The following is a 23706-nucleotide window of genomic DNA, read 5'->3' on the forward strand; positions in this document are numbered from 1 at the left end:
TGCGGGACGCCGGCTCACACCGCGGCGGCCGGCCGGCGGCCCAGGAGCCGGCCGCCCCCGGGCACGGCGGCGTCCAGCCCGGTCAGGTCGAGCAGCTTCCACAGGCACGCCTGGTTGGAGGTCACCACCGGTACGCCCAGCTCGTCCTCCAGCGGCTCGACCGCCTCGAAGGAGCGGAACCCGCTGCCCGGTATCAGCACGCCGTCGGCGTCCTTGGGGAACCTCCCGGCGACCTGGCGGCACACCTCGTCGGGGCGCACCTCCCAGCGGCCCCCGCGGTCGAAGAGCTGGTGGCGGCGGACCTCCCGCCACTCCTCGTCGAGCTGGTACTGGAGCAGGTCCGCGGCGCCCCTGCCGGCCGCCTCCAGATAGCCGCGCGCGGCGGCGAAGGTCGGCGCGGTGAACCACGGCGGCACCACGACCAGGGGCCGTTCCACGCCGGTGGCGGCGAGGGCGCCCACGATCGCCTGGCCGGCCGTGTACACCTCGGTGCCGCCCGCCAGCTCGCGGGCCGCGGCGGTGAAGCCCTCGTCGAACTCCGGGCCGCCGAAGAAGCTGGCCGAGCCGAAGCACAGGCAGATCGCGGACAGGTCCATCCGGCCGAGCTGGCCCAGCCCCCGCCGGACGTCCGGCGACTCCACCATCTCCTTCCAGGGGGTGCCGGTGTACTCGGCGCCGCCGCTGGTCGGGCTCTCGAAGCGGGCCGCGTGGACGGTGACGCCGTCCGGCGCCATGGCCCACAGCTCGGCCTCGACCACGGGGTCGTTGTGGATCACCAGGACCCCGAGCTGCGCCACCCAGGAGTGCCGCCTCACGACAGCCTCCCTCCCTCGGGGGAGGCGGCGACCGCGTCCGCCTCCTCGGCGGCGTCCCGCCCGGTCCGGGCCGCGGAGGTGCGCGCCAGGCCGAACCACGCCAGCGCGGCGCCGAGGAGGGCGGCCACCGCCGTGGCGACGAACGCCCGGCCGAAGTCGTCCTGCCCGGGATCGGTCCCGAGCACCAGGACCAGGACGGCGATGCCGAGCGCACCGCTCATGTACTGGGCGGTCGTCATCATCGCGCCCGCCACGCCCTGGTTGCGGTCCTCCACGTCGGCCGTGCCCGCGATGAACATCACCACGTACGTGACGCCGTGCGCGAAGCCGGTGACCAGCAGACCGGGCAGCAGGTGCGTCACATAGCCGTCCCCGCCCACCTGGACCGCGATCAGCAGCAGGCCGGCGGCGTCGGCGAGGAAGGCCAGGGTGAGGGTCAGCCGCACCCCCAGCGCGTCGACCAGACGCGCCGCCACCGAGTTCGCCACGGTGATGGCCACGGCCATCGGGAGGAACGCCAGCCCCGCGGAGAGCGGGCCGTAGCCGCGCAACTCCTGCAGCAGCAGCGTCACCACGAAGAACATGTTCCCGACGCTGGCCATGTAGAGCGCGGTCGAGCCGCAGCCCACCAGCAGGGACCGGGTGCGCCGGATCGCCGGGTCCACCAGCGGCCGCCGGCTGGCCCGCTCCCGCACCACGAACACGGCCAGCAGGACGGCGGCCGTCCCGAGTCCGGCGAGCGTGCTCCAGTGGGACCAGCCCTGGCCGGACGCCTGGGTGAGCCCGAGGGCCGCGGTGAGGACCGTGCCGGTGCACAGCACCCCGTTGGGCACGTTGAGGGTGGTGCCGCGGCGGGGCACCGCCGTCGACTTCGGCAGCAGCCGGGGCGCGCCCAGGACGCACAGCACCGCGATGGGCAGGTTGATCAGGAAGACCCAGCGCCAGGAGACGGTGGTCAGCAGACCGCCCGCCATCACACCGGCCGCCAGGCCGGAGGCGCCGACGGTCCCCCAGACCGACAGCGCCCGGTTGCGCGCCGGACCCGCCTCGAACGAGGTGTTGATCAGGGCGATGACGGCCGGCTGGAGCATGGCCGCGGCGATGCCCTGGGCTCCGCGGGCGATCAGCAGGACGGCCGTGTCGGAGGCCAGCCCCCCGGCCAGCGAGGAGACGCCGAACAGCAGCATCGCGGCGACGTAGAGGTTCCGGGGGCCGAAGCGGTCCGACGCCCGTCCGCCGACGATGAGGAACCCGGCGAAGAAGACCGCGTAGCCGCTGACGACCCACTGGACCGAGCTCTCGGTCAGGCCGAACTCGTCGCCGACGCTGGGCAGCGCGATGTAGACGATGGAGTAGTCGAGGGCGAGCAGGAACTGCGCCACGGCGAGGATCGCCAGTGCGGCGCGGGTGGCGCCGCGGGATGCCGCGGCGCCGGTGGTACCCGGTGAAGTCATGTGGATCATCCCTGGTCGGAGCCGAGTGGAAGGGGGGCGGGCGCGGTGGCGGCCGAGAGCGCCGCGCGCAGCTCGCCGACCGAGCCGGACACCGACAGCGCGCCGGCGTCCAGCAGTTCGCGGGGGGTGGCGACGCCGAACCCGACGCCGAGGGCCGCCATGCCCGCGCCGCGTGCCATGCGCATGTCGTCCACCGCGTCGCCGACGACGAGGCAGTGTCCGGCGGCCACGCCCAGCTCGCCGCAGGCGAGCAGCGCGAGGTCCGGGGCGGGTTTGCCCCTGGGGGCCATGCCGTGGCACGAGAGGGTGTCGAACGAGTCCAGCAGCCCGGCGGCCTCCAGCAGTTCGACCGCGCTGCGCCGGATCTTGCTGGTGACGACGGCCAGCGGCAGGCCGCGCTCGCGCAGTTCGGCGAGCATCGGCGGCACCTCCGGGAAGACCAGGTCGGCCGCGGCCGGGATGACCGTCTCGGTGAACAGCCGCCGGGCGCGCTCCACGGCGTGCGCCACCTCCGCGTGCTCCTCGGGAAGCCCGAGGAGGGTGGCGAACGAGGCCGCCAGGGGGCGGCCGACCGTGGCGCGCAGCCGCTCCCGGTCCACCTCCCGGCCCGTCTCCCGCACCACCGCGTCCAGCACCTTCGTCATGCCGCCCGGAGTGTCCACCAGGGTGCCGTCGACGTCGAAGAGCACCGCTCGGTACGGGCCGCTCACGCGGCACCCACCGGCGCGCCGTGCCGGCTCATGGCGACGGCCACCTCGGCCGCGAGCGCGCTGGTGGACAGCAGCACGGAGCGGTTCGCCTCGGCGGTGCGGCCCTGGGTCGCGGCCGATACCGCGCTCAGGATGCGCGGTGTCATCGCCGGGCCGCTGACGCCCTCGCGCTCGGCCTCGGCCTGCTTCTCCCGGATCAGTGCGTAGATGTGCTCCGAGGGCAGCGCGTCCTGCTCGGCGATCGGGTGGGTGACGAGGAACCCGCCGCGGTTCCCGGCCTCCCAGTGCAGGCGGACGGAGGCCGCGAGCTCGTCCATGTCGTCCGTGCGGCGCGGGTTGGGCCGTCCGCTGGAGACGCAGTAGTAGGCGGGGAAGTCGTCGCAGCGGTAGCCGACCACCGGGACGCCCTGGGTCTCCAGGTACTCCAGCGTCAGCGCCGGGTCCAGCACGGTCTTCGCCCCCGCGCACACGGTGACGACCCGGTGCCGGGTGAACTCGATCAGGTCCGCCGACACGTCGAAGCTGTGCTGGGCGCCGAAGTGCACCCCGCCGATGCCGGCGACCGCGAAGACCTCGATGCCCGCCCGGGCGGCGGCCACCAGTGCGGCGGAGACGGTCGTGCCTCCGGGTCCCTTGGAGGCGAGGACGGGGCCGATGTCCCGGGTGCTGACCTTGGGCAGGTCCGGCGTGGTGGCGAACCGCTCCACCATCGCGTCGGACATGCCGATCACGAACCGCCCGCCGAAGAGGCCGATCCGGGCGGGCACCGCGCCGCCCGCCCGGATGGCCTTGTGCATGTCGAGCGCGGTCTCCAGGTTCATCGGGTACGGCAGGCCGTGGGCCACGCCCGAGGACTCCATCGCGACCACCGGCAGTCCCGACGCCACCGCGTCGGCCACCTCGTCCGATATCGAGAACAGTTCGGTCCGGTCGTGTGCGGACATCGGTCCTTACCTCCTTGCTCCGGCCCGCCGTCGGGCCCTGGGATGGGAAGCGCTGGTGGCTGTTGCGGTGGGTGGCCGGTGCGCCCGGGGAGGGGTCGGGCGCACCGGCCGGCCTCACGACGCCCCCGTGCCTGCCGGGGGCGGGTCCGTCGCCGGATCAGTAGTGGGAGTACTCGGCGGCGTCGAAGTTGTGCCGCTCGTCGCCCCGCAGCGGCGGGTTGAAGACGCTGACCAGTTCCAGGTCCCGGTCGGGCGCGGCGATCAGGTAGTGCTTGTCGTGCTCGTCGAGCGCGTAGAGGGTTCCGGGCCCGATCTCGTGGACCGTGCCGTCCTCGGTGACCACCTGGCCGTGGCCGGCGATGCAGTAGCAGGCCTCCAGGTGCCTCCTGTAGTGCAGGGGCGACTTCGAGCCGGCCTTCACGACGGTGTGGGCCACCGTGAAGCCCATCCGGTCCTTCTCGACGAGGAACCGGTAGCTCAGACCGTTGCCCCAGTCGACGCCCTCGACCTCTTCTTTCCCGCGGACAATCATCCTTCTTCTCCTCTTCATGGTTCCGGACGCGACGGACCGCCGCGCCGAGTCATCCGACGCGCGCACTCCGGACGAAATCCGCAATGGCTTCGACCGAGCTGAACTGATGCGGCGCGATATCGAGGTCGGCGACCGGAATCCCGTACTCGTCACCGACCCAGGTGATGAGGCGCAGCAGACCGAGGCTGTCCACCACTCCGTTCTCCAGCAGATCGAGATCGGAGGAGAGCTGGTCGGCGGGGACATCGGGGAGGAAATTGCTGATGACGAACCGCTTTATCTCACCTTCTGTGGACACGGTTCTCCTCTCGTGGTTTTCGCGGAGCCGGGCGGGTGCCGTGGCCATGGGGGGCGGTTCATGGCCGATGCGGGAAGGAAACCCGCCGTTCAGTGAGGTGTGGCGAGCGCCGGCACCGGACGGTGCGGACGCGGGGCCGGGAGCGGGAAGAGGCGTCGCTCCGGGCGGGGGAAGCCGGGGAGGAGGGGATCCGGGAAGAAGTGCCGCCAAACTCCCGGGCGTTCGGGGCCCCGGGGCACAAGTGTGCCGTGGGAAAAGCGTGACACCTCGCCCGGGCGTCCGTCAACAACATTCCAAATCTTTTCCAGTTCAATTGTCTGGCGATTGTCCGGGCATGCGTGAGGAATCCGCGCCGGGAAACAACCCATGCCGGATCCGCTTTACGGGGTTTCATCCGAGCCGCCTCAGCGTTTTCCCTCCAGAATCTCCCGGATTTCCTCCAGGTCGTACTCCGCGCGTCCCGGGCGGCCGTAACGGGTCAGTTTTCCGCGGCTGGCCCACTTGCGCACGGTGGCCCGGGACACGCCGGCCGCGAGCGCGGCCAGCTCCGTGGGCACCGTGCACTGCGGCCTCCCGGGCCGCCCGGATCTCCCGGGCGTCACGGGTGTCACGGGCGTCACGGCGCACTGCTCGCGGACACGGCGGCAGGCGGCCGCCCCAGCAGGAGCCAGTGCCGGGCCTGCCACATGTGCCCGGCCTCGCAGCGCACCTCGGGCCGGCGGCCGGCGGACGTCGCGCGCACCACCCGCCCGCAGCCGGGCACCGCACACGTCCCCACCTCGCGGTCCCGCGGGGCCGGCTCGCGGTCCAGGACCGCGCACAGCGCCGCGTTCAGCTCCGCCGTCTCCCCTGCGAAGTCGGCTCCGGCGGGGTGCCCGAGCAGCCAGTCCAGGTTCGCCTCCAGGAACCCCACCAGCGACGGCACCCGCGCGTCCGGGGGCGCCGGCACCGCCCGTTCGTCGGCGACCATCCCCGTCCAGGAGGTGAGGACGGCCAGTACGTCCGACCGCACGGACACGGCCCGGTCGTCCAGGGCGATGCCGCGGTGCCGGTGGGTACGGCGCCGGCCGGCCACGCGCTCCGCCGGCGGGCGGGCGGCGGACGCCTGCGCGGCGATGCTCTCCTCGTACAGGTCCCGCAGGCGCAGCAGGTCACCTCGGACCGTGTCACGGCCGGCCGGTGCCCGGAACGGAGTGTTCGACATACGCGTGTCCTCACGACGGAACGGTTGGGGGGATGGGGCGCGGCCGTGGGACGCCTCCGCGCCCGGGTGGAACACACGGGAGGAGCGGGGTGCCGCGGCCGTCAGCCGGGCGAGAGGGCGCCGAGGCCGTGGCACAGCGCGGTCCGGTGGATCCGTTCCGCGAGCGCCACGTCCAGCCTCGTCCCCGGGGCCGCGCCGCTCAGGAGCTCCACCAGCAGGACGTGGTCGGCGCAGGCGCGGCCGGGGTGTTCGCCCGTGAAGACCTGCCGCAGGTCGGCCTCGACGCCGAGGCGGCCCCCCGCCGGAACGGGAACGCGCCCGGCCGCGGAGCCGGGGCGGCCGGGCCCGGACCCGGCCGCGTCCAGCAGGCCGAGATCATCGACGTAGACGGCGCTGACACAGCCCGTCGTCTCCTCCCTCAGACTGCGGCCGGTGGCGTTGACCAGCACGGACCCCGGGGCCAGATGTCCCAGGCACGGCTCGCTCACCACCGGCTCGGTGACGACGACCAGGCTGGCGCCGAAGGTGGCCTCCTCCGGGCTCGCCGCGACGGTCAGCCCGATGCCCGTGGCCTCCAGGACGCCGGCGATCCCGCTGTCGACAGGCGAGGCGTGCGGGCCTCCCGGCGAGTGGACGGCGACATGGCTGACGTCCGGCACGCTGCGCGCGATCACCAGCAGCTGTATGCGCCCGGCGGCGCCCGAGCCGATCAGCGAGGCGGTGACCACCCCGGGGTCCAGGAGCTGGTTCGCCGCCAGCGCGGTCAGGGCCGCGACCCGGCAGGCGTACAGGCCCGACGCCGGCAGCGCGCACAGGTCGCCGCCGGGGTCCCGTAACACCGCCGTGTCACCGCGCAGTTCCAGTAATCGCCCGCCGGGTCCGGCGTGCCGCCCGGGGCCGCCGTCCGGGTGCGCCAGCAGTTCCTCGGCGACCGTCTGCGCGGAGTCGAACTCGGAGACGAGGGCGCACAGGTCCTCCGTGTCCAACCTGAGAAAGCGGCTGTCCATCATCGTGGCCTCCTCGCATCCGGAGATCGTGCACACGACAATGAGGAGCAGGGCTCCCGATGCTCTGTCGATCCGCTCCCGGTGCGCTGAGTGCCCGCCGGGAGCGAGGAGATGGCGATTCGATGGAATCCTGCGCTCCACTCTTCTCACCGAACCGCACCACCACCGACCGGCACCATGGAGGGAAAAACATGTCCGCCAGACGCCGTTTCACCGCCACGCTCCTCGTCGCGTTCGCGGCCGTCCTCGGGCCGACCGCAGCAGGAATGGCGTCCCAGGCAGGTCAGCAGACGGGCCCGCAGACGGCGGCGGCCGGGGGATCGGCGTACGGCTGCCCCTCGGACGCCCTGGGGAACCCGATCCCGGGCGACTGCACGGAGGACACCCACTGGTGATCCCCGGGCCGGTGCGGGCACGCGCCGCGCGTGCCCGCACCGGCCCGGCTCACACGGAGGCGGGGCCGCCGACCTCCGCGCCCGAGCCGAGCAGCTCCCCCGCCGGCAGATCGGGGTGGGCGGCCCGCAGCTCCGCCAGCAGCTTCGCGGACTCGCGCGAGTCGACCGACGACAGCAGACGTACGGCGCGCTCCAGGTCGCCCCGGGCGGAGTCCTGTCCGGCACGGACCTCCGACAGCAGGACGAGGGCCTTCGCCTGCCACAGCACCGAGCCCAGCTTCCCGAAGATCTCGTGGGCCGCCCGCAGATGGCCGGCGGCGCTCGCCTCGCCTCCCCGCGCCAGCGCGATCTCGCCGAGCGCGTACAGCGCCTTCGCCTCGATGAGCTGCTCCCCCACCCGGCGGGCCAGCCCCAGGGCGTGCGCGAGGGTGGTCTCGGCGGTGTCCAGCCGGCCCTCCCGGTGCCGCAGCAGCCCCAGCCCATAGACCACGTGGACCTCCCCGATGCGGTCACCGGTGTCGCGGACCATGCGCAGCACCCGGTGCAGCGCCTGGCGGGCGAGATCGATCCGGCCGGTGGCCATGTACACCTCGGCGAAGCGGTGCACGACCTGCACCTCCATCCTCGGGCACGACACCTCCCGGCAGATGGCCAGGGCCTCGTCCAGCAACTCGCCCGCGGTCTGCGGGTCCCCCTCGCCCAGGTGGAACTTGGCCAGGCTGCGCAGGATGTGCGCCTCCCCCACGCGGTCGCCCACGGCGCGCATCGTCCGCAGCGACTCGTCGTACCTGTCGAGCATCCTGGGGATGTCGCCGTACAGGCCGTCGACGTGCGCGGCGTTGCGCAGCACCAGGGCGCAGCCGTGCGCGTCGCCCTCCGCCCGGAAGGCGGCGAGCGCGGCCTCGAAGCAGTACCGCGCCTCGGCCATCTGGGTCTGGAACATGTGCAGCGTCCCCAGCGAGTACAGCATCGCCGCCGTGCCCGTGCGGTTGCCGGCCCGCTCGGCGGCCTCCCTGGCGACCGTGGCGCACTCGCGCCAGTCGTCGAAGTAGCCCTTCGCCTCGAACAGGGTGACCGCGGTCAGCGCCAGGTCCCAGCACAGCTCGTCCAGCCCGGCCTGCGCCGCCTGCCGCACGGCGGCCGTCAGGGCGCGCCGCTCGTCCTCCCACCAGCACGCCGGATCGCCCATGCCGTCCGGGTCCCAGCCCCCCGCCGGGCGCCAGCGCGGAGCGCTGCCGTGCAGGATCGTGTAGTCCCCGCCGTACTCGCTGCGGTGCGCCTCCTCCGCCAGGGCCAGCCAGCCGCCCAGCAGGCGGGACAGGGCCGCCGCGCGCTCGTGCCCGTCCTCCTCCGCCGACAGCCGCTCCCCGGCGTAGATCCGGATGAGGTCGTGGAAGCGGTAGCGGGGCGAACGGGATCCCGGGTACACCACGACGTCCAGGAGCTGCGCGTCCACCAGCGTGTCCAGGAGCTCCCTGCCCTCGGCCGGCGAGACGTCCAGCAGCGCCGCCGCGTTCCAGTCCGGGAAGTCGAGGACCCTGACCATCGACAGACGCCGGAACAGCCTGGCCGCGGACTCGCCGAGGCCGCGGTAGGCCAGCTCCATGTTGGACCTCAACTCCAGCCCATGGTGGGCGAGTTCGTCCAGCCTGCGCGCCTCGTCGCGCAGCCGCCGCACCAGGCCCTCCATCTGCCAGTGGGGCCGCGAGGCCAGCCGCGCTCCGGCGATCCGCAGCGCCAGCGGCAGGCCGCCGCAGGACGTCACCAGCTCCACGGCCGCCTCGCGTTCGGCCTCCACACGGTCCTCACCGACGATCCTGGTGAGCAGCTCGATGGACTTGTCGGTGTCGAAGACGTCGATGTCGAGCCGGTGGGCGCCGGTCAGGCCGCCCAGGCGCTTGCGACTGGTGACGATCACCGCGCACGTGGGACTGCCGGGCAGCAGGGGCCGTACCTGCTCCTCCGAGGTGGCGTCGTCGAGCACCAGCAGCAGCCGCCTGCCCGACAGCTTGCTGCGGAAGAGCTCGACGCGCTCGTCCGTGTCCTCCGGCACCGCGGTGCCCGGAACGCCCAGCGCGCGCAGGAAGCGGGCCAGGAGGCGGGCGGTGCGGTCCTCGCCACCGGGGGTGCGCATGTCCGCGTAGAGCTGCCCGTCGGGGAAACGGGCGCTCAGTTCGTGTGCGGCCCGCACCGCGAGGCTGGACTTCCCCACCCCGCCCTTGCCGGAGATCGCGACGATCGGCACGCTCCAGCGTGCCCCTCCCTCCTCCCCGCCCTCCGTCAGCAGCCGCTTGATCTCCTCCAGGAGGTCCTCGCGCCCGGTGAAGTCGGCGACGCTGGGCGGAAGCTGCTGGGGGACGAGCGCGCTCCCTCCCGCACGCGGCGCGGTGGAGCGCTGTTCACGCGCACCGGGACCGGAGGAGCTGGGCGGGGGCGGGCGGAGGTCCGCGGGCAGGTCGAGCGACGGATCGCGGTTCAGGATCGCCCGGGTCAGCTCCTGGAGCTCCTGGCTGGGCTCGACACCTATCTCCTCCACCATCACGGCGCGTGCCAGGCGCCCCGCCTCCAGGGCCTCGGCCTGGCGGCCCGCGCGGTACAGCGCCAGCATCAGGAAGCAGTGGAGCCGTTCGCGTAAAGGGTGTTCCGCCACCAACGCGCGTAATTCATGACAGATCTCCTCGTGCCTGCCCAACGCGAGGTCGAGCCGCACGAGCTCCTCGACGGCGGCCAGCCGCCGGTCCTCCAGGACGGTGGCCTCGCGCCGCACCATCCCGCTGGGGACGCCGGCGAGCGCGGCCCCCCGCCACAGGGCCAGGGCCTCGCGCAGCACCGCGGCCGCCCGCTCCTCGCCCCCCTCGTCCGCGTGCGACCGGGCCTCGGCCACCAGTGCGGAGAAGCGCAGGACGTCGAGCTCCTCGGAGCCGATCACCAGCATGTACCCCGGCTGGCGCGTGGCGATGGTGCCGGGGTGTCCGGCGTCGCCGAGGATCCTGCGCAGCCCGGAGATGCAGGTCTGGATCTGCCCGCGTGCCGTGGAGGGGGGAGCGGTGTCCCAGACGGCGTCGATGAGCTGCTCGACGGGGACGACGCGGTTCGCGTTGAGGCCGAGCACGGCCAGTACGGCCCGCTGCCTGGGGCCTCCGAGGTCGACCGACCGACCGTCCACCACAAGATCGACCGGGCCGAGGAGCCTCAGACCCATTCAGCACCCCCCGTGCATGGCGAATCCGTGGTCGAGACCACCTTGACGGGCTTTGACGGTGCCCCATCTTCCGGCCCCTGTCAACGACGCCTCCGGGCGCCGGACGGAGCCCTTCCCGCCCGTCAGCGCCCTCGCCGGTCACGCCCCGGCCCGGGGGGACGCGGCCCGGGGGGAACGCGCTCCGGGGTGAGCTCGATCCGGGCCGCGACCGGGAGGTGGTCGCTGCCGGTGGCGGGGAGGGTCCACAGACGGGTGACGGCGGCGCCGCGGGCCATGACGTGGTCGATCCGGGCGACGGGGAAGGCCGTGGGCCAGCTGAAGGAGAAGCCGTCAGCCGCCTCCCGGCCGGTGGAGTCCACACCGTTCAGGACGGGGGCGAGCCCGCGGTCGTCCAGGGTGCCGTTGAAGTCGCCCAGCACGATCACGCGGGGCAGTTCCTCCGCCCGCAGAGCCTCCCCCAGCAGAGCGGCGCTCTCGTCCCGCCGCCTCGTGTCGAAGCCGCTCGCGCGGATGCGCACCGAGGGCAGATGGGCCACGTGCACGGCGACGTCGCCGTGCGGGGTGCGCACGGCGGTGCGCAGCCCGCGGTTCCAGTCGGGGCCGAGGTCCGCGGGACGGATGTCCAGCGGGCGGGTGCCGGTCAGCGGGTGCCTGGACCACAGGCCGACGGTCCCCGCCACCGCGTGGTGTGGGTACTCCCGCGCCAGCGCCTCACCGTAGGCGGGCAGGGCGGCGGGGGTCAGCTCCTGCAGCGCGACGACGTCGGGACCGGCGGAGGCCAGGGCCCGCGCGGTGGCGGCCGGGTCTCGGTTCTCGTCGCTCGCGTTGTGCTGGACGGCCGTGAGGAGGGCGGCACCGGCGGTGGTGCCGGCCGTATCCCCGCCCCGGGGCGCCAAGGTGCCGTGGAAGAGGGCGAGCCAGACCGCCGACGGCAGCGCCAGCGCCGCCAGGGCGAGGGCCGAGCGGCGTACCAGCGCTGCGGCCAGCAGCACGGGGACGGCCAGACCGAGCCACGGCAGGAAGGCCTCCAGCAGGCTGCCCAGACCGAGTACGGCGCCCGGCACCAGGGGGTGGAACGCAGTCACCCCGGCCGTGAGCACGGCGAGCGCGGCGGGGACACGGCCCCTGCTCCATGCGGTGCGGCCCGTGGCGTCCGCGCCCCGCCACCGCCGTGCCCCCGCCATCCGTGCCACGCGCGCCCCCTCCCGGCCTTCCGGGCCCTACGACCTCCCGGGAGCATGGCACGCCGCGGCTGCGCGGCCGGGCGGCGGGGTGGGGAGCCGGGGTGGGGAGCCGGGGTCGGGCAGTGGCTCGGGCGGAGCGCGGCTCAGAGGTTCTTGGGGTCGAAGGGGTCGTGCTCGGTGATCAGCTTGTCCAGCCGGGCCTTGTCCACGCGGGTGGTCACCTCCTGCATCTCCTGCCGGTCCCGCACGCACTTGGCCAGCGTGAAGGTGGAGGAGATCAGGAAGAGGACGCCGATCGCCAGGAAGCCGCGCTCCCACGGCCCCATCGGCATGTAGGCGACGCCGAGGCCCACGGCGAGCAGCGAGAGCGCGAAGGAGGCGACGGCCTGCACGAAGAACGCGGCCGTGGTGGGCCGCTGGACTGGTGTGGTCATGGCCACCACGGTGGCGCGGCCCGGCGGCGTCCGCATGAGTACGGCTACTCAGCCCCTCCGGGGACGCGCGCGGGAGCGGGACGGCGGGTGGAGGGGGCGGCGGGGGCGGATGCCGGGGCGGGCGCCCGGGGCGGGGGCGGTCAGCGCAGCACCCGGTCCCGCAGGACGGGGAAGTCCTCGCGGACCTTGGCGACGTACGCCGGATCCAGCTCGGCGGTGACCACCCGCTCCTCGGCGTCCGGCGCCTCGGCCAGGGTCTCGCCCCAGGGGTCGATGATCGCGCTGCGGCCCGCCTGGGGGACGCCCGCATGGGTGCCGGCGGTGCCGCAGGCCAGTACGTACGCCTGGTTCTCCACGGCGCGGGCGCGGGCCAGCAGGGACCAGTGGGAGGCGCGGCGGGCGGGCCAGCCCGCCGGGACCACCAGTGCGCGGGCGTCCGCGTCGGTCAGTGCGCGGAACAGCTCGGGGAAGCGCAGGTCGTAGCAGGTGGCCAGGCCCAGGGTGATGCCGGGCAGGGCGACGGTGACCGGCTCGGCGCCGGCGGACATCAGGGTCGCCTCGCCGCGGTCAAAGCCGAAGCGGTGGATCTTGCGGTACACGGCGGCCCGCTCGCCGTCGGGGGAGAAGACCAGGGAGGTGTTGTACAGAGCCGTGCCGCCGGCGTGCTCGGCCCGTTCCACGACGGACCCGGCGTGCAGCCAGACGCGCGCCTCGCGGGCCGCCTCGGACATGGCGAGCGCGGTGGGCCCGTCCAGCGGCTCGGCGCCGGCCTCGAAGGAGTCGAAGGCGAAGGCCCCGACCGTCCACAGCTCGGGCAGGACGACCAGGTCCGAGCCCGTCTGCCCGCGTACGAGCGAGGCGGCCCGCGCGCGGCGCGCTTCGACCGTTTCGTCCGGGTCCACACCGATCTGGATGAGGGAGGCGCGCACCGTACCACCGTCCATGGGTTCGAGGGGGCCAAACGCCGGTCGAAAGCCGGTCGAAAGCAGCCTACGATCGTCACCCGAAAGGCCTGTCAGGCTGCCCGCCCGCAGCGTAACTTGAGAGCACCCAGTCCGCGAACCCACACCATCCACACGTATTCAGCACGTATCCGAGGGGTCCTGTTGACCGACCACCCTAGCCTTCAGCCCTACGCCGACGCCTGGGCCCACTCCATCGAGGCGATATCCGAGCTGGTCTCCCCGCTGGTCGAGGGCGAGTGGAACCGCGCGACCGAGTGCCCCGGATGGTCGGTCCGCGACATCGTCTCCCACGTCATCGGGTCGGAGTGCGAGATGCTGGGCGACCCCCGTCCCATCCACTCCCTGCCGCGGGACCTGTTCCACGTGAAGGACGAGGTCAGCCGCCGCGTCGAGGTCCAGGTGGACGTGCGGCGCTGCCACACCGCGCCGGAGATGACCAGCGAGCTGGAGTACACGATCATCCGCAGGTCGCGCCAGTTGCGGAACGAGAAGCGCGACCCGTCGACGATGGTGATGACCCCGCTCGGCCGGGAGATGACGCTGGAACGGGCGCTGCGGCTGCGGGCGTTCGACGTGTGGGTGCACGAGCAGGATCTGCGGCGGGCGCTGGGCAGGCCGGGCAACCTGGACTCCCCCGGCGCGCACGTCGCGCGGGACGTGCTGCTGGAGGGGCTGCCCAAGGTGGTCGCCAAGGACGCCGGGGCGCCGCCGAACTCGGCGGTCGTCCTCGACGTGAGCGGACCGCTGGAGTTCATGCGGACCGTGCGCGTGGACGCCGAGGGCCGGGGCACGGTGGACGGCAGCGTCTCACTGGGGCCGGCGGTCACGCTGGCGACGGACTGGGAGACGTATCTGCGGCTGGCCTGCGGGCGGGTGCGGCCCGCGGCGGTGCGCGGGAACCTCAAGATCGAGGGCGACCAGGCCCTCGCGGACGCGATCCTCGCGCACTTCGCCATCACGCCCTGAGCGTCCGGGGCGCGGGCCCTGGGGTGCCGCGCCCCGCGGTCCCGGACCGGTGCGCCCTCACACCGTCACGTCCTCACACCGGCACGTGCACCGCCTCGACGCGGCTGGCCACCACCCGCTCGCGCTCGCGGCGGTGCGCCCGGCCGCGCAGCCGGAGGATCTGGGCGGTGCCCAGCGCCTGGAGGACGAAGACGGAGGCGAACGCGATCCGGTAGTCGTCGCCGGTCGCGTCCAGCAGGACGCCCACCGCCAGCAGGGTGGTCATGGAGGCCGTGAAGCCGCCGATGTTGACGATGCCCGACGCCGTGCCCTGCCGCTCGGGCGGATTGGCGGGGCGGGCGAAGTCGAAGCCGATCATCGAGCCCGGACCGCAGGCGCCGAGCACCACGCACATCAGGACCAGCGCCCACAGCGGGGCCCGCCCCGGCCAGCACAGCACCATCGCCCAGACGGCGGCCGTGGCCAGCACCGTGCCGAGCGCGATCGGCGCCCGTGCGCTGTGGTGCCGGGCGATGACCTGGCCGTAGACCAGGCCGATGGCCATGTTGGAGAGCACCACCACGGTCAGCAGGGTGCCGGCCTCGGCGCGGGTGCGGCCCTGCGCCTCGACGAGGAACGGCATCCCCCACAGCAGCAGGAAGACCATGCCGGGGAACTGGGTGGTGAAGTGCACCCACATGCCCAGCCGGGTGCCCGGCTCGCGCCACGCCTCGGCGAGCTGGCGGCGTACGTAGCCGCGCTCGCGCACCGGCTCCGGCCCGGGTGCGGCGGCAGCGGGGGCGGGTACGGAGGCGGGGGCGGGTACGGGGGCGGGGGCCTCGGGCCGGTCCCTGAGGAAGACCAGGACGAGCACCAGGACCAGCACGCCCAGCGCGGCGCTGCCCGCGAAGGTCGGCGTCCAGCCGAATGCGGCCAGCAGGCGCGCCAGGACCAGTGTGGTCAGCAGGTTGCCCGCCATCCCGAACAACGCCGCGACCTGGGCGATCAGCGGACCGCGGCGGGGCGGGAACCAGTTGGAGCCCAGCCTCAGCACGCTGATGAACGTCATGGCGTCGCCGCAGCCCAGCAGCGCGCGGGCGGCCAGCGCCATGACGTACGAGCCGGAGAGCGCGAAGGCGAACTGGCCGGTGGTGAACAGCACTATGCCCAGGGTCAGGACCTTCTTGGTGCCCCAGCGGTCCACCAGCAGGCCGACGGGTATCTGCATCCCGGCGTAGACCAGGAGCTGGAGGATGGAGAAGGTCGACAGGGCCGAGGCGTTGATGTGGAAGCGGTCGGCGGCGTCGATGCCCGCGACGCCCAGGCTGGTGCGGTAGGTGATGGCGGTGAAGTAGACGGCGACGCCCAGTCCCCACACGAAGGCAGCCCGCGGGCCGCCGAGCCGCACTCCGGAAGCCGGGGTTCCGGGCAGGTTCCCGCCGCTCACCGGACCTCACCGCGCAGCAGGTGCCGCACGGAGCCGACGTGGCCGCGCACCGCCTCGGCGGCGGCCTCCGCGTCCCCCGTGCGCAGCGCGCGCAGGATCTCGGTGTGCTCGGTGATGTTCTTGGCGATCCGGTCGGGGTGGGAGTGCATCACGGCGACGCCCATGCGGAGCTGGCGGTCGCGGAGCTGGTCGTACAGGCGCTCCAGGATCTGGTTGCCGGCCGCCCTGACCACGGTGGCGTGGAAGCAGCGGTCGGTGGCGGCCACCGCCGCCAGGTCGCCGGTCCCGGCCTGGCGCCGCTGCTGCTCCAGGAGTTCGCCGAGCCGGTCCAGCAGGTCGCGCGGCGCGGGGGTGACCTTGCGCACGGCGTGCTCCTCGACCAGCAGCCTGGTCTCGACGACGTCGCCGATCTCCTGGGCGGAGACGGGCAGGACGAGCGCGCCCTTCTTGGGGTAGAGCCTGATCAGGCCCTCGGCCTCCAGGCGCAGCAGCGCCTCCCGCACGGGGGTGCGGGAGACCCCGACCGCCCCGGCCAGCTCGCCCTCGGTGAGCAGGGCGCCGCCCTCGTAGCGGCGCTCCAGTACGGCCTGTTTGACGTGGGCGTAGACGCGTTCGGCGGCGGGGGGCGTCGGGGGCGCGGAGGACTGGGAGGGCATGGACACACCATAGATACAACAGGTATGCGTGCCCATCCCCGTCCGCCATGCGGGACGGGGCGGAACGGAACGGGGCGCAGGCGGCCCGGACAGGAACGGACGGGGCCGTCCGGGGCCGTCCGCACGGCGGGGCCCGCCGCACGGTGCGTGCGGCGGGCCCCGCCGTGGTCCGCCGGGCCGCTCGGGCCCGGGTGATCAGGCCCAGGTGATCAGGCCCAGGTGATCAGGCCCAGGTGATCAGGCGCTTGGGGTGCTCCAGGACGGCCGCGGTGTCGGCCAGCACCTTGGAGCCCAGCTCGCCGTCGACCAGGCGGTGGTCGAAGGAGAGCCCCAGGGTGGTGACCTGGCGCGGCTTGACCTTGCCCTTGTGGACCCACGGCTGGAGCTTGACCGCTCCGAAGGCCAGGATCGCCGACTCCCCGGGGTTGAGGATCGGGGTGCCGGTGTCGACGCCGAAGACGCCGACGTTGGTGATCGTGGCCGTGCCGCCCTGCATGTCCGCCGGAGGGGTCTTCCCCTCCTTGGCGGTGGCGACCAGCTCGCCCAGCGCCCGCGCCAGCTCCGGCAGGGTCTTGGCGTGCGCGTCCTTGATGTTCGGCACGATCAGACCGCGCGGGGTGGCCGCGGCGATGCCCAGGTTCACGTAGTCCTTGTGGACGATCTCCTGGCTGGCCTCGTCCCAGGCGGCGTTGATCTCCGGGTTGCGGCGGATGGCGACCAGGAAGGCCCTGGCCACCAGCAGCAGCGGGTTGACCCGCAGGCCGGCCATGTCCGGGTCCTGCTTGAGCTCCTGCACCAGCTTCATCGTGCGGGTCACGTCGACGGTGATGAACTCCGTGACGTGCGGCGCGGTGAAGGCGCTGGAGGACACCGCCTGGGCGGTCGCCCTGCGCACACCCTTGATCGGCACCCGGCGCTCTCGCTCGCCGGTGCTCCACACCGGCGGAGCCGCCACCTCGGTCCGGGCCGGGGCCGCCTGGGGGGCGGCGGGCGCGGCGGCGGCCTCCTTCGAGGGCGCGGGCGCCGCGGCGGCGTGGACGTCCTCGCGGGTGATGATCCCGTTCGGACCGGTCGGCACGATCGCGGCCAGGTCCACGCCCAGGTCCTTGGCGAGCTTGCGCACCGGCGGCTTGGCCAGCGGGCGCTGCGGGGAGCGCTCGACCTCCGGGACGGCGGGCGCCGCGGCCGGGGGCGTGGTGGTGGCGTCCATCTCGGCCTGGACGGCGGCCTGCGCGTCCCGCACGTGGTTCTGCTGCTTGCGCGGGCGCCGCTTGGTCGAGGCGGTGCCGACGCCGTAGCCCACCAGCACCGGCTGGCGCTTGGCGCCCTCCTCCGCCTCCGGCTCGGCCGGGGCGGCGACGGGCGCCGCCTCGGCGGCGGGCGCGGCGGCCGGCGCCCCGCCGGCCTCGGCGGGGCCGGCGGATCCGACGGGCCCGGCCGACGGGTCGGTGTCCACCGTGATGATCGGGGTGCCCACGTCCACGGTGACGCCCTCTTCGAAGCGCAGCTCGTGCACCACGCCGTTGTACGGGATGGGCAGCTCGACGGCCGCCTTGGCCGTCTCCACCTCGCACACCACCTGGCCGTCGGTCACCGTGTCACCGGGCCCCACGTACCACTTGAGGATCTCGGCCTCGGTCAGGCCCTCGCCCACGTCCGGCATCCTGAACTCGCGGATGCGCTGGGCAGCGGCCCCGGCGGCAGCCGTATCAGTCATCGTCACGACTCTCCTCAGCCCCTACTCTCAGTACGCCAGCGCGCGGTCGACGGCATCGAGCACCCGGTCCAGGTTCGGCAGGTACTCGTCCTCCAGCCTGGCCGGCGGATACGGCGCGTGGAACCCGCCCACCCGCAGCACCGGCGCCTCCAGGTGGTAGAAGCACCGCTCGGTGATCCGGGCGGCGATCTCCGAGCCGGTGCCCAGGAAGACCGGCGCCTCGTGGACGACCACCAGGCGGCGGGTCTTCTCCACCGACGCCTGGATCGCGTCGAAGTCGACCGGGGACATCGACCGCAGGTCCAGCACCTCCAGCGACCTGCCCTCCTCCTCGGCCGCCGCGGCGGCCTCCAGGCAGGTCTTCACCATCGGCCCGTAGGCCGCCAGCGTCAGGTCGGTGCCCTCGCGGGCGACGACCGCCCTGTGCAGCGGGCCGGGGATGGCCTCGGTGTCGACCTCGCCCTTGTCCCAGTAGCGGCGCTTGGGCTCGAAGAAGATCACCGGGTCGTCGCAGGCGATCGCCTGCTGCATCATCCAGTACGCGTCCGAGGCGTTGGACGGCGAGACGCACTTCAGGCCCGCCACGTGCGCGAACAGCGCCTCGGGCGACTCGCTGTGGTGCTCCACCGCGCCGATGCCGCCGCCGTAGGGGATGCGGACGACGACCGGCAGCTTGACCTTGCCCAGCGCGCGGGCGTGCATCTTCGCCAGCTGGGTGACGATCTGGTCGTAGGCGGGGAAGACGAACCCGTCGAACTGGATCTCCACCACCGGCCGGTAGCCGCGCAGGGCCATGCCGATCGCGGTGCCGACGATGCCGGACTCGGCCAGCGGGGTGTCGATGACCCGGTCCTCGCCGAAGTCCTTCTGCAGGCCGTCGGTGATGCGGAAGACGCCGCCGAGCTTGCCGACGTCCTCACCCATGATCAGGACCTTGGGGTCGGTCTCCAGGGCCTTGCGCAGCGACTCGTTGAGCGCCTTGGCCATGGGCATCTTGGTGTTGGCCATCTCAGCGGCCCTCCTCGTCGGCGAAGGACGCCAGGTACTCGGCGAACTGGGCGCGCTCCTCGTCCACCAGCGCGTGCCCGTCGGCGTAGACGTTCTCGAAGATTGCCATGGTGTCCGGATCCGGCATGGTCCGGATGGCCTCGCGCACCCGCAGCGCCAGCGCGTCGCTCTCCTGGTCGAGCCCGGCGAGCCAGTCGGCGTCGATCAGGCCCTCCTTCTCCAGGTAGGTGCGCAGCCGCAGGATCGGGTCCTTGGCCTCCCACTCCTCGCGCTCGGCGTCCTTGCGGTAGCGGGTGGGGTCGTCGGAGGTGGTGTGGGCGCCCATCCGGTAGGTGAACGCCTCGACCAGGGTGGGGCCCTCGCCGGCGCGGGCGCGCTCCAGGGCGGCCCGGGTCACGGCCAGCACCGCCAGCACGTCGTTGCCGTCCACCCGGACGCCGGGGAAGCCGAAGCCCGCGGCGCGCTGGTAGATCGGCACCCGCGACTGGCGCTCGGTGGGCTCGGAGATGGCCCACTGGTTGTTCTGGCAGAAGAACACCACCGGCGCGTTGTAGACCGCGGAGAAGGTGAACGCCTCGGCGACGTCGCCCTGGCTGGACGCGCCGTCGCCGAAGTAGGCGATCACCGCGCTGTCCGCGCCGTCCTTGGCCACGCCCATCGCGTAGCCCGTGGCGTGCAGCGCCTGCGAGCCGATGACGATGGTGTAGAGGTGGAAGTTGTTGCTGTTGGGGTCCCAGCCGCCGTTGTTGACGCCGCGGAACATGCCCAGCAGGTTGGTCGGGTCCACCCCGCGGCACCAGGCCACGCCGTGCTCCCGGTAGGTCGGGAAGACGTAGTCGTCGTCCCGCAGCGCCCGGCCCGAGCCGATCTGCGCGGCCTCCTGGCCCAGCAGCGACGCCCACAGGCCCAGCTCGCCCTGGCGCTGCAGCGCGGTGGCCTCTGCGTCGAACCGGCGGGTGAGGACCATGTCGCGGTACAGACCGCGCAACTCGTCGGGGGTCAGGTCCAGCGAGTAGTCCGGGTGCTCGACCCGCTCGCCCTCCGGCGTCAGCAGTTGTACGAGCTCGGGGCGCGCGGCCGACTGCGAGCGCTTCCTCGCCCCGCTCGTCGTGGTGCGCTTTCCGCTGCTGCGGCGCGGCTTGCTGCGCGCGGCAGTGCTCTCCACGGTCACTTGTGCTCCTCCGTCTGTCCGGCTCCCGGGGTCGCCGGGAAGCCTGGGGATTCCCCGCCGGTGGCAGGGAGAGGCTCGCCCGGATCCGTACGGCCCACGGGGTATGTGCGGCGCGGACGGAACCGAGCGGTGACAGGTGTCCCGTTCGACGGCCCGCTGTCAGCACGTTACCCAGTACCTCCGCACATGCGCGAAGGGTCCCTGACCTGCAATTTTGCTTGGGTTTCCAAGTAAATCGCAAAAGCCTGGAACGTCACTGGTCACAGCCTCGCAAGCGCCTGGGACAAGCGCACGTTATCCCGGCACCGAAGTGACGGGAAGAGCTGTGGAGGAGTGACGCGGAGATGGTGCGTGATCGGTATGTGAGACGGACACGGAGGGTGAAGGGGCGTACGGGCCCACAGGAGCCGCTTACCGCGCATACGCCGCATACGCCGCCTACACGCAGAAGGCGTCGCACACCGCCTCGTACCGGCCGGTCCACCACACCACCAGCGCGGAGGCCGCCGGGAACTGCGGGTCGGTGCGGCGGTCGCGCAGCTGGTAGCGCCAGCGCAGCATCCAGAAGTCGTTGAGCCGCTCCCACCACACCCGGTGGACGGCCGCGGCCATCTCGTCCGCCCCGGCCCCGGTGGCGGCGCGGTAGGCACGGGCGTAGGCCCGGATCTTGGCCAGGTCCAGGGTGCCGCCGGGCCGCAGGAAGAAGATGGCGGCGGCCCGTACGGCCTCCTCGGCGCGCGGCTGCACGGCGAGCCGGTCCCAGTCCACGATCGCGACGGGCTCCCAGGGGGCCCGGTCCCGGTAGAGCAGGTTGAGGGGGTGGAAGTCGCCGTGCACCCACCCGGCGACCGGCTCGGCCCCGGCGGGCGGACGGCGGTGGGCGTGGCGCTCCAGCAGGGCGCGGCGCTCGCGCAGCCGGTGGTCGGCCAGCTCGTCGAAGCAGTCGCGCCGGGCCCGGGTGCGCACCCGGGCCAGCAGCTCGTCGATGAGGCCGAAGGTCACCTCCGGGTCGGCGCTGGGCTCGGCGGCGCACTCGGCGGCGGGCACGGGCGCGACCTGGCCCAGCCGTACGTGCACCAGGCCCAGCAGCGCGCCCAGCCGGCGCGACTGCCCGCACGACAGCTCTCCGCCGTCCCGGTGGTGGCCGTCCACCCACGGGTGGAGGGCGTAGCAGCGCTCGTCCACCACGGCGACGGTCCGTCCGGAGGCGTCCTCGACGGGCGGTACGACCGGGACCCCGAGGTCGCCGAGGCGGACGGTGACGCGGTGCTGGTGCTCGATGCGGGCCGGGTCGCGCGGATCCCCGTCGAGGTGGTGCTTGAGGAAGAACCGGCCCCGCGTGGTGGACAGCCGGTAGCCGCGGTTCAGCAGCCCCTGGGCCACCGGCTCGCAGGAGATCGGCTCCCCGGCGCCGAAGCGCCGCACCAGCGTGGCGAGGGTGGCGCGGGGGAGGTGGGGAGACTGCACGCCGGGAATCGTAGGTCACCGAGAGCGACCACCCGGACGCGTTGTGCACCGGGGGCGCGGAGGTGGTATTGGGGCGGCGCGGACCGGGCGGACGCGGGACAGACAGGGACAGGGACAGGGACAGGACGGATCCGGGGCGGAGGGCAGAGGCGGAACGGACGCGGGGCGGGCCCGCGTCCGGGTCAGCCGCCGGTGCCGCCGCCGGGCCCGCCCGGCGCTCCCCCTGCCGTGGCCGCCCCGTCGCCGGTGGTGGTGCCGCCGGTGGTGGTGTCGGCGCCGCCGGTGGTGGTGCCGGTGTCGCCGCCGGCGCCGCCGTCGGCCGTGCCGCCGTCGGCCGTGCCGCCCGTCTCCGTACCGCCGTCGGCGGTGCCCCCGGTGTCGGTACCGCCGGTGTCCGTGCCGCCGTCGGTCGTACCGCCGTCGGTGCCGCCCTCGTCGGTGCCGCCGTCGGGCTCGCTGGGCTCGCCGCTGGGCGAGGGCTCGGGGCTGGGCTCCCCGCCGCCGGTCCAGCCGGTGCTCCCGCCGCCGTTCTGCCAGCCGCCCGTGCCGCCGGGCTCGGTGTTGCCGTCCTGGCCGGGCTCCTGCGTCTCCTCCTCCTCGGGCGAGGGCTCCGCCGAGCTCTCCTCCTGGGAGGGCGTGGAGGTGGTCTTCTGCGGCCCCTTCTGCTCGTTGCCGTCCCCGCTGCCGTTGACGGCCAGGAAGATGCCCGCGGCGATGGCGAGGACGGAGAAGAAGGCGATCAGCCCGTACTTCAGACCGCTGCCGCCCCGGCGCCCGTCGCCGTAGCCGCCGCCCGTGTCGTAGCCGCCGCCGTCGTACGAGCCGCCGCCGGGGGCGCCCATGAGCAGCGGCGGGCCGACCCGGGTCGCGGCGTCGTCGGGGTAGCCGCCCGCGGCGGTGGCGGCGGGGGCGTCGCCGCCCTGGTAGGCGCCCGGGGTGCCCATGGCGGGCGTGGCGCCGGTGGAGACCACCGCGCCGGTGTTCCACAGGCCCCCGGTGTGGCCGCCCTGCTCCTGGAGCATGCGCAGCGCGTACTGCACCAGGCCGCGCATCTCCTCGGCGGTCTGGAAGCGGTCGTCCGGGTCCTTGGCCAGCGCCCTCATCACCAGGCCGTCCAGCTCCGGCGGCACCGAGTCGTTCACCCTCGAGGGCTGCACCGGCTCGTCCTGGACGTGCTGGTAGACCACCGACAGCGGGGTCTCCCCGGTGAACGGCGGGCGCAGCGCCAGCAGCTCGTAGAGCATGCAGCCCGTGGCGTACAGGTCGGAGCGGGCGTCCACCGTCTTGCCGAGCGCCTGCTCGGGGGAGAGGTACTGCGGGGTGCCCATGACCATGCCCGTCTGGGTCATGGTGGTGGACGCGCCGTGCAGCGCGCGGGCGATGCCGAAGTCCATCACCTTCACGGCGCCGTTGTTGGTGATGATGACGTTGGCGGGCTTGATGTCCCGGTGCACGATGCCGTGCTGGTGGCTGTAGGCGAGCGCCTCCAGCACCCCGGAGATGATGATCAGCGCCTGCTCGGGCGGCGGCGCGTCGGCGTTGAGGAGGAGGTCGCGGATGGTGCGGCCCTCGACCAGCTCCATGACGATGTACGGCACGGTGTTGCCGCCGACCACGTCCTCGCCGGAGTCGTAGACGGCCACCACCGCGTGGTGGTTGAGGCCGGCGACGGACTGCGCCTCGCGCGTGAAGCGGGCCTTGGAGATCGGGTCCTCGGCGAGGTCCGCGCGCAGCAGCTTGACGGCGACGGTGCGGCCCAGGCGCACGTCCTCGGCGGCGAACACCTCCGCCATGCCGCCGCGGCCGAGCCGGCGCGTGAGGCGGTAGCGCCCGTCGCCCACCACACCGCCGCTGCCCCACGACTCGGGCGAATCGGACACCCCACCAGCAGTCTCGTCGGGCTCCGAAGGCCCTCCGGCGGCTTGTGTCTGTGCCATCAGTCCTCGCCGTAGATCAGGTCCGCGAGCCGCGGATCCGTACGCTCTGCTCCTTGTGCACGCTAACAGGGTCCGGGAGCCGTGCCCCTCGGCGAAGGCGAAGAGAGCGGCGCGGGACGTGGTACCGAGAGCGCTGGGGGCAGCAACGGACCATCCAACCCGCTCGGGCGTCCAACTGGCAAGTTACGATGTCGGGCGGCTCCGCGAGCGCGTG

At 73.7% G+C, this 23706-nt stretch carries 21 protein-coding genes and 1 pseudogene; 2 read left to right on the forward strand and 20 right to left on the reverse strand.

Annotation, left to right across the window (positions count from 1 at the left end; translation table 11 throughout):
• Window positions 1-14: 14 nt before the first annotated feature.
• The 9 genes from BMY40_RS07925 to BMY40_RS07965 form a co-directional block, all read right to left on the reverse strand.
• Window positions 15-815, reverse strand: coding sequence for a maleate cis-trans isomerase family protein (locus tag BMY40_RS07925; protein WP_093657005.1), 801 nt, complete (start codon window positions 813-815; stop codon window positions 15-17).
• Window positions 812-2269: an MFS transporter gene (locus tag BMY40_RS07930; protein ID WP_093657007.1), complete on the reverse strand. Its 1458-nt coding sequence runs from the start codon at window positions 2267-2269 to the stop codon at window positions 812-814. The genes BMY40_RS07925 and BMY40_RS07930 overlap by 4 nt, the downstream gene beginning before the upstream one ends.
• A 5-nt stretch (window positions 2270-2274) precedes the next feature.
• Complete coding sequence (locus BMY40_RS07935; protein WP_093657009.1) at window positions 2275-2979, reverse strand: HAD family hydrolase; 705 nt, start codon at window positions 2977-2979, stop codon at window positions 2275-2277.
• Window positions 2976-3923: a pseudouridine-5'-phosphate glycosidase gene (locus BMY40_RS07940; protein WP_093657011.1), complete on the reverse strand. Its 948-nt coding sequence runs from the start codon at window positions 3921-3923 to the stop codon at window positions 2976-2978. Before BMY40_RS07940 ends, BMY40_RS07935 begins: the two co-directional genes overlap by 4 nt.
• A gap of 157 nt (window positions 3924-4080) precedes the next feature.
• On the reverse strand, window positions 4081-4455 hold the full coding sequence (locus tag BMY40_RS07945; RefSeq protein WP_093657013.1) for an ectoine synthase: 375 nt from the start codon (window positions 4453-4455) through the stop codon (window positions 4081-4083).
• Between the two features lie 49 nt (window positions 4456-4504).
• Window positions 4505-4753 carry an acyl carrier protein gene (locus BMY40_RS07950; RefSeq protein ID WP_245769939.1) on the reverse strand — a complete coding sequence of 83 codons (249 nt, stop codon included), beginning with the start codon at window positions 4751-4753 and terminating at the stop codon, window positions 4505-4507.
• A gap of 404 nt (window positions 4754-5157) precedes the next feature.
• Window positions 5158-5310: a MerR family transcriptional regulator gene (locus BMY40_RS07955; protein WP_245769940.1), complete on the reverse strand. Its 153-nt coding sequence runs from the start codon at window positions 5308-5310 to the stop codon at window positions 5158-5160.
• Window positions 5311-5369: 59 nt separating this feature from the next.
• Complete coding sequence (locus tag BMY40_RS07960; RefSeq protein WP_093657017.1) at window positions 5370-5957, reverse strand: hypothetical protein; 588 nt, start codon at window positions 5955-5957, stop codon at window positions 5370-5372.
• Between the two features lie 101 nt (window positions 5958-6058).
• Window positions 6059-6967: a hypothetical protein gene (locus BMY40_RS07965; protein ID WP_093657019.1), complete on the reverse strand. Its 909-nt coding sequence runs from the start codon at window positions 6965-6967 to the stop codon at window positions 6059-6061.
• A 188-nt stretch (window positions 6968-7155) separates the two neighbouring features.
• Between BMY40_RS07965 and BMY40_RS07970 the strand changes: the two genes are divergently transcribed.
• Entirely contained in the window at window positions 7156-7359 is a 204-nt protein-coding gene (locus tag BMY40_RS07970) for a hypothetical protein (RefSeq protein ID WP_093657021.1), read from the forward strand.
• Between the two features lie 49 nt (window positions 7360-7408).
• Here the strand turns inward: BMY40_RS07970 and BMY40_RS07975 are convergent, their stop codons facing one another.
• From BMY40_RS07975 to BMY40_RS07990, 4 genes and pseudogenes are all read right to left on the reverse strand, one after another.
• Window positions 7409-10561, reverse strand: coding sequence for an AfsR/SARP family transcriptional regulator (locus BMY40_RS07975; RefSeq protein WP_093657023.1), 3153 nt, complete (start codon window positions 10559-10561; stop codon window positions 7409-7411).
• A 194-nt stretch (window positions 10562-10755) separates the two neighbouring features.
• Window positions 10756-11745: pseudogene (locus BMY40_RS07980) on the reverse strand (endonuclease/exonuclease/phosphatase family protein); the annotation flags it as partial.
• A 143-nt stretch (window positions 11746-11888) separates the two neighbouring features.
• Window positions 11889-12179, reverse strand: a complete 291-nt coding sequence (locus tag BMY40_RS07985; protein WP_093657765.1) for a YiaA/YiaB family inner membrane protein — start codon at window positions 12177-12179, stop codon at window positions 11889-11891.
• Window positions 12180-12319: 140 nt separating this feature from the next.
• Window positions 12320-13108, reverse strand: coding sequence for a carbon-nitrogen family hydrolase (locus BMY40_RS07990; RefSeq protein WP_093657027.1), 789 nt, complete (start codon window positions 13106-13108; stop codon window positions 12320-12322).
• Window positions 13109-13285: 177 nt separating this feature from the next.
• Here BMY40_RS07990 and BMY40_RS07995 point away from each other — a divergent pair, with 177 nt between their 5' ends.
• Window positions 13286-14110, forward strand: coding sequence for a maleylpyruvate isomerase family mycothiol-dependent enzyme (locus tag BMY40_RS07995; protein WP_093657029.1), 825 nt, complete (start codon window positions 13286-13288; stop codon window positions 14108-14110).
• A gap of 73 nt (window positions 14111-14183) precedes the next feature.
• Here BMY40_RS07995 and BMY40_RS08000 read toward each other — a convergent pair whose 3' ends face one another.
• From BMY40_RS08000 to BMY40_RS08030, 7 genes are all read right to left on the reverse strand, one after another.
• Window positions 14184-15536, reverse strand: a complete 1353-nt coding sequence (locus tag BMY40_RS08000) for an MFS transporter (RefSeq protein ID WP_425443086.1) — start codon at window positions 15534-15536, stop codon at window positions 14184-14186.
• Window positions 15533-16192 (reverse strand): GntR family transcriptional regulator, encoded by a 660-nt coding sequence (locus BMY40_RS08005; protein ID WP_245769941.1) that lies wholly within the window; start codon window positions 16190-16192, stop codon window positions 15533-15535. Before BMY40_RS08005 ends, BMY40_RS08000 begins: the two co-directional genes overlap by 4 nt.
• Window positions 16193-16415: 223 nt before the next feature.
• Entirely contained in the window at window positions 16416-17909 is a 1494-nt protein-coding gene (locus BMY40_RS08010; RefSeq protein ID WP_093657033.1) for a dihydrolipoamide acetyltransferase family protein, read from the reverse strand.
• 27 nt (window positions 17910-17936) lie between these two features.
• On the reverse strand, window positions 17937-18917 hold the full coding sequence (locus BMY40_RS08015) for an alpha-ketoacid dehydrogenase subunit beta (protein ID WP_093657035.1): 981 nt from the start codon (window positions 18915-18917) through the stop codon (window positions 17937-17939).
• A gap of 1 nt (window position 18918) precedes the next feature.
• The gene (pdhA, locus tag BMY40_RS08020) at window positions 18919-20088 is read right to left on the reverse strand and encodes a pyruvate dehydrogenase (acetyl-transferring) E1 component subunit alpha (protein ID WP_093657037.1); all 1170 of its coding nucleotides are present in this window, start codon (window positions 20086-20088) and stop codon (window positions 18919-18921) included.
• A gap of 438 nt (window positions 20089-20526) precedes the next feature.
• Complete coding sequence (locus tag BMY40_RS08025; protein WP_245769942.1) at window positions 20527-21555, reverse strand: phosphotransferase; 1029 nt, start codon at window positions 21553-21555, stop codon at window positions 20527-20529.
• 182 nt (window positions 21556-21737) lie between these two features.
• Complete coding sequence (locus BMY40_RS08030) at window positions 21738-23492, reverse strand: protein kinase domain-containing protein (protein ID WP_093657040.1); 1755 nt, start codon at window positions 23490-23492, stop codon at window positions 21738-21740.
• Window positions 23493-23706 lie beyond the last annotated feature (214 nt).

This window comes from Streptomyces radiopugnans (assembly GCF_900110735.1).
Classification (GTDB): Bacteria; Actinomycetota; Actinomycetes; order Streptomycetales; family Streptomycetaceae; genus Streptomyces; species Streptomyces radiopugnans.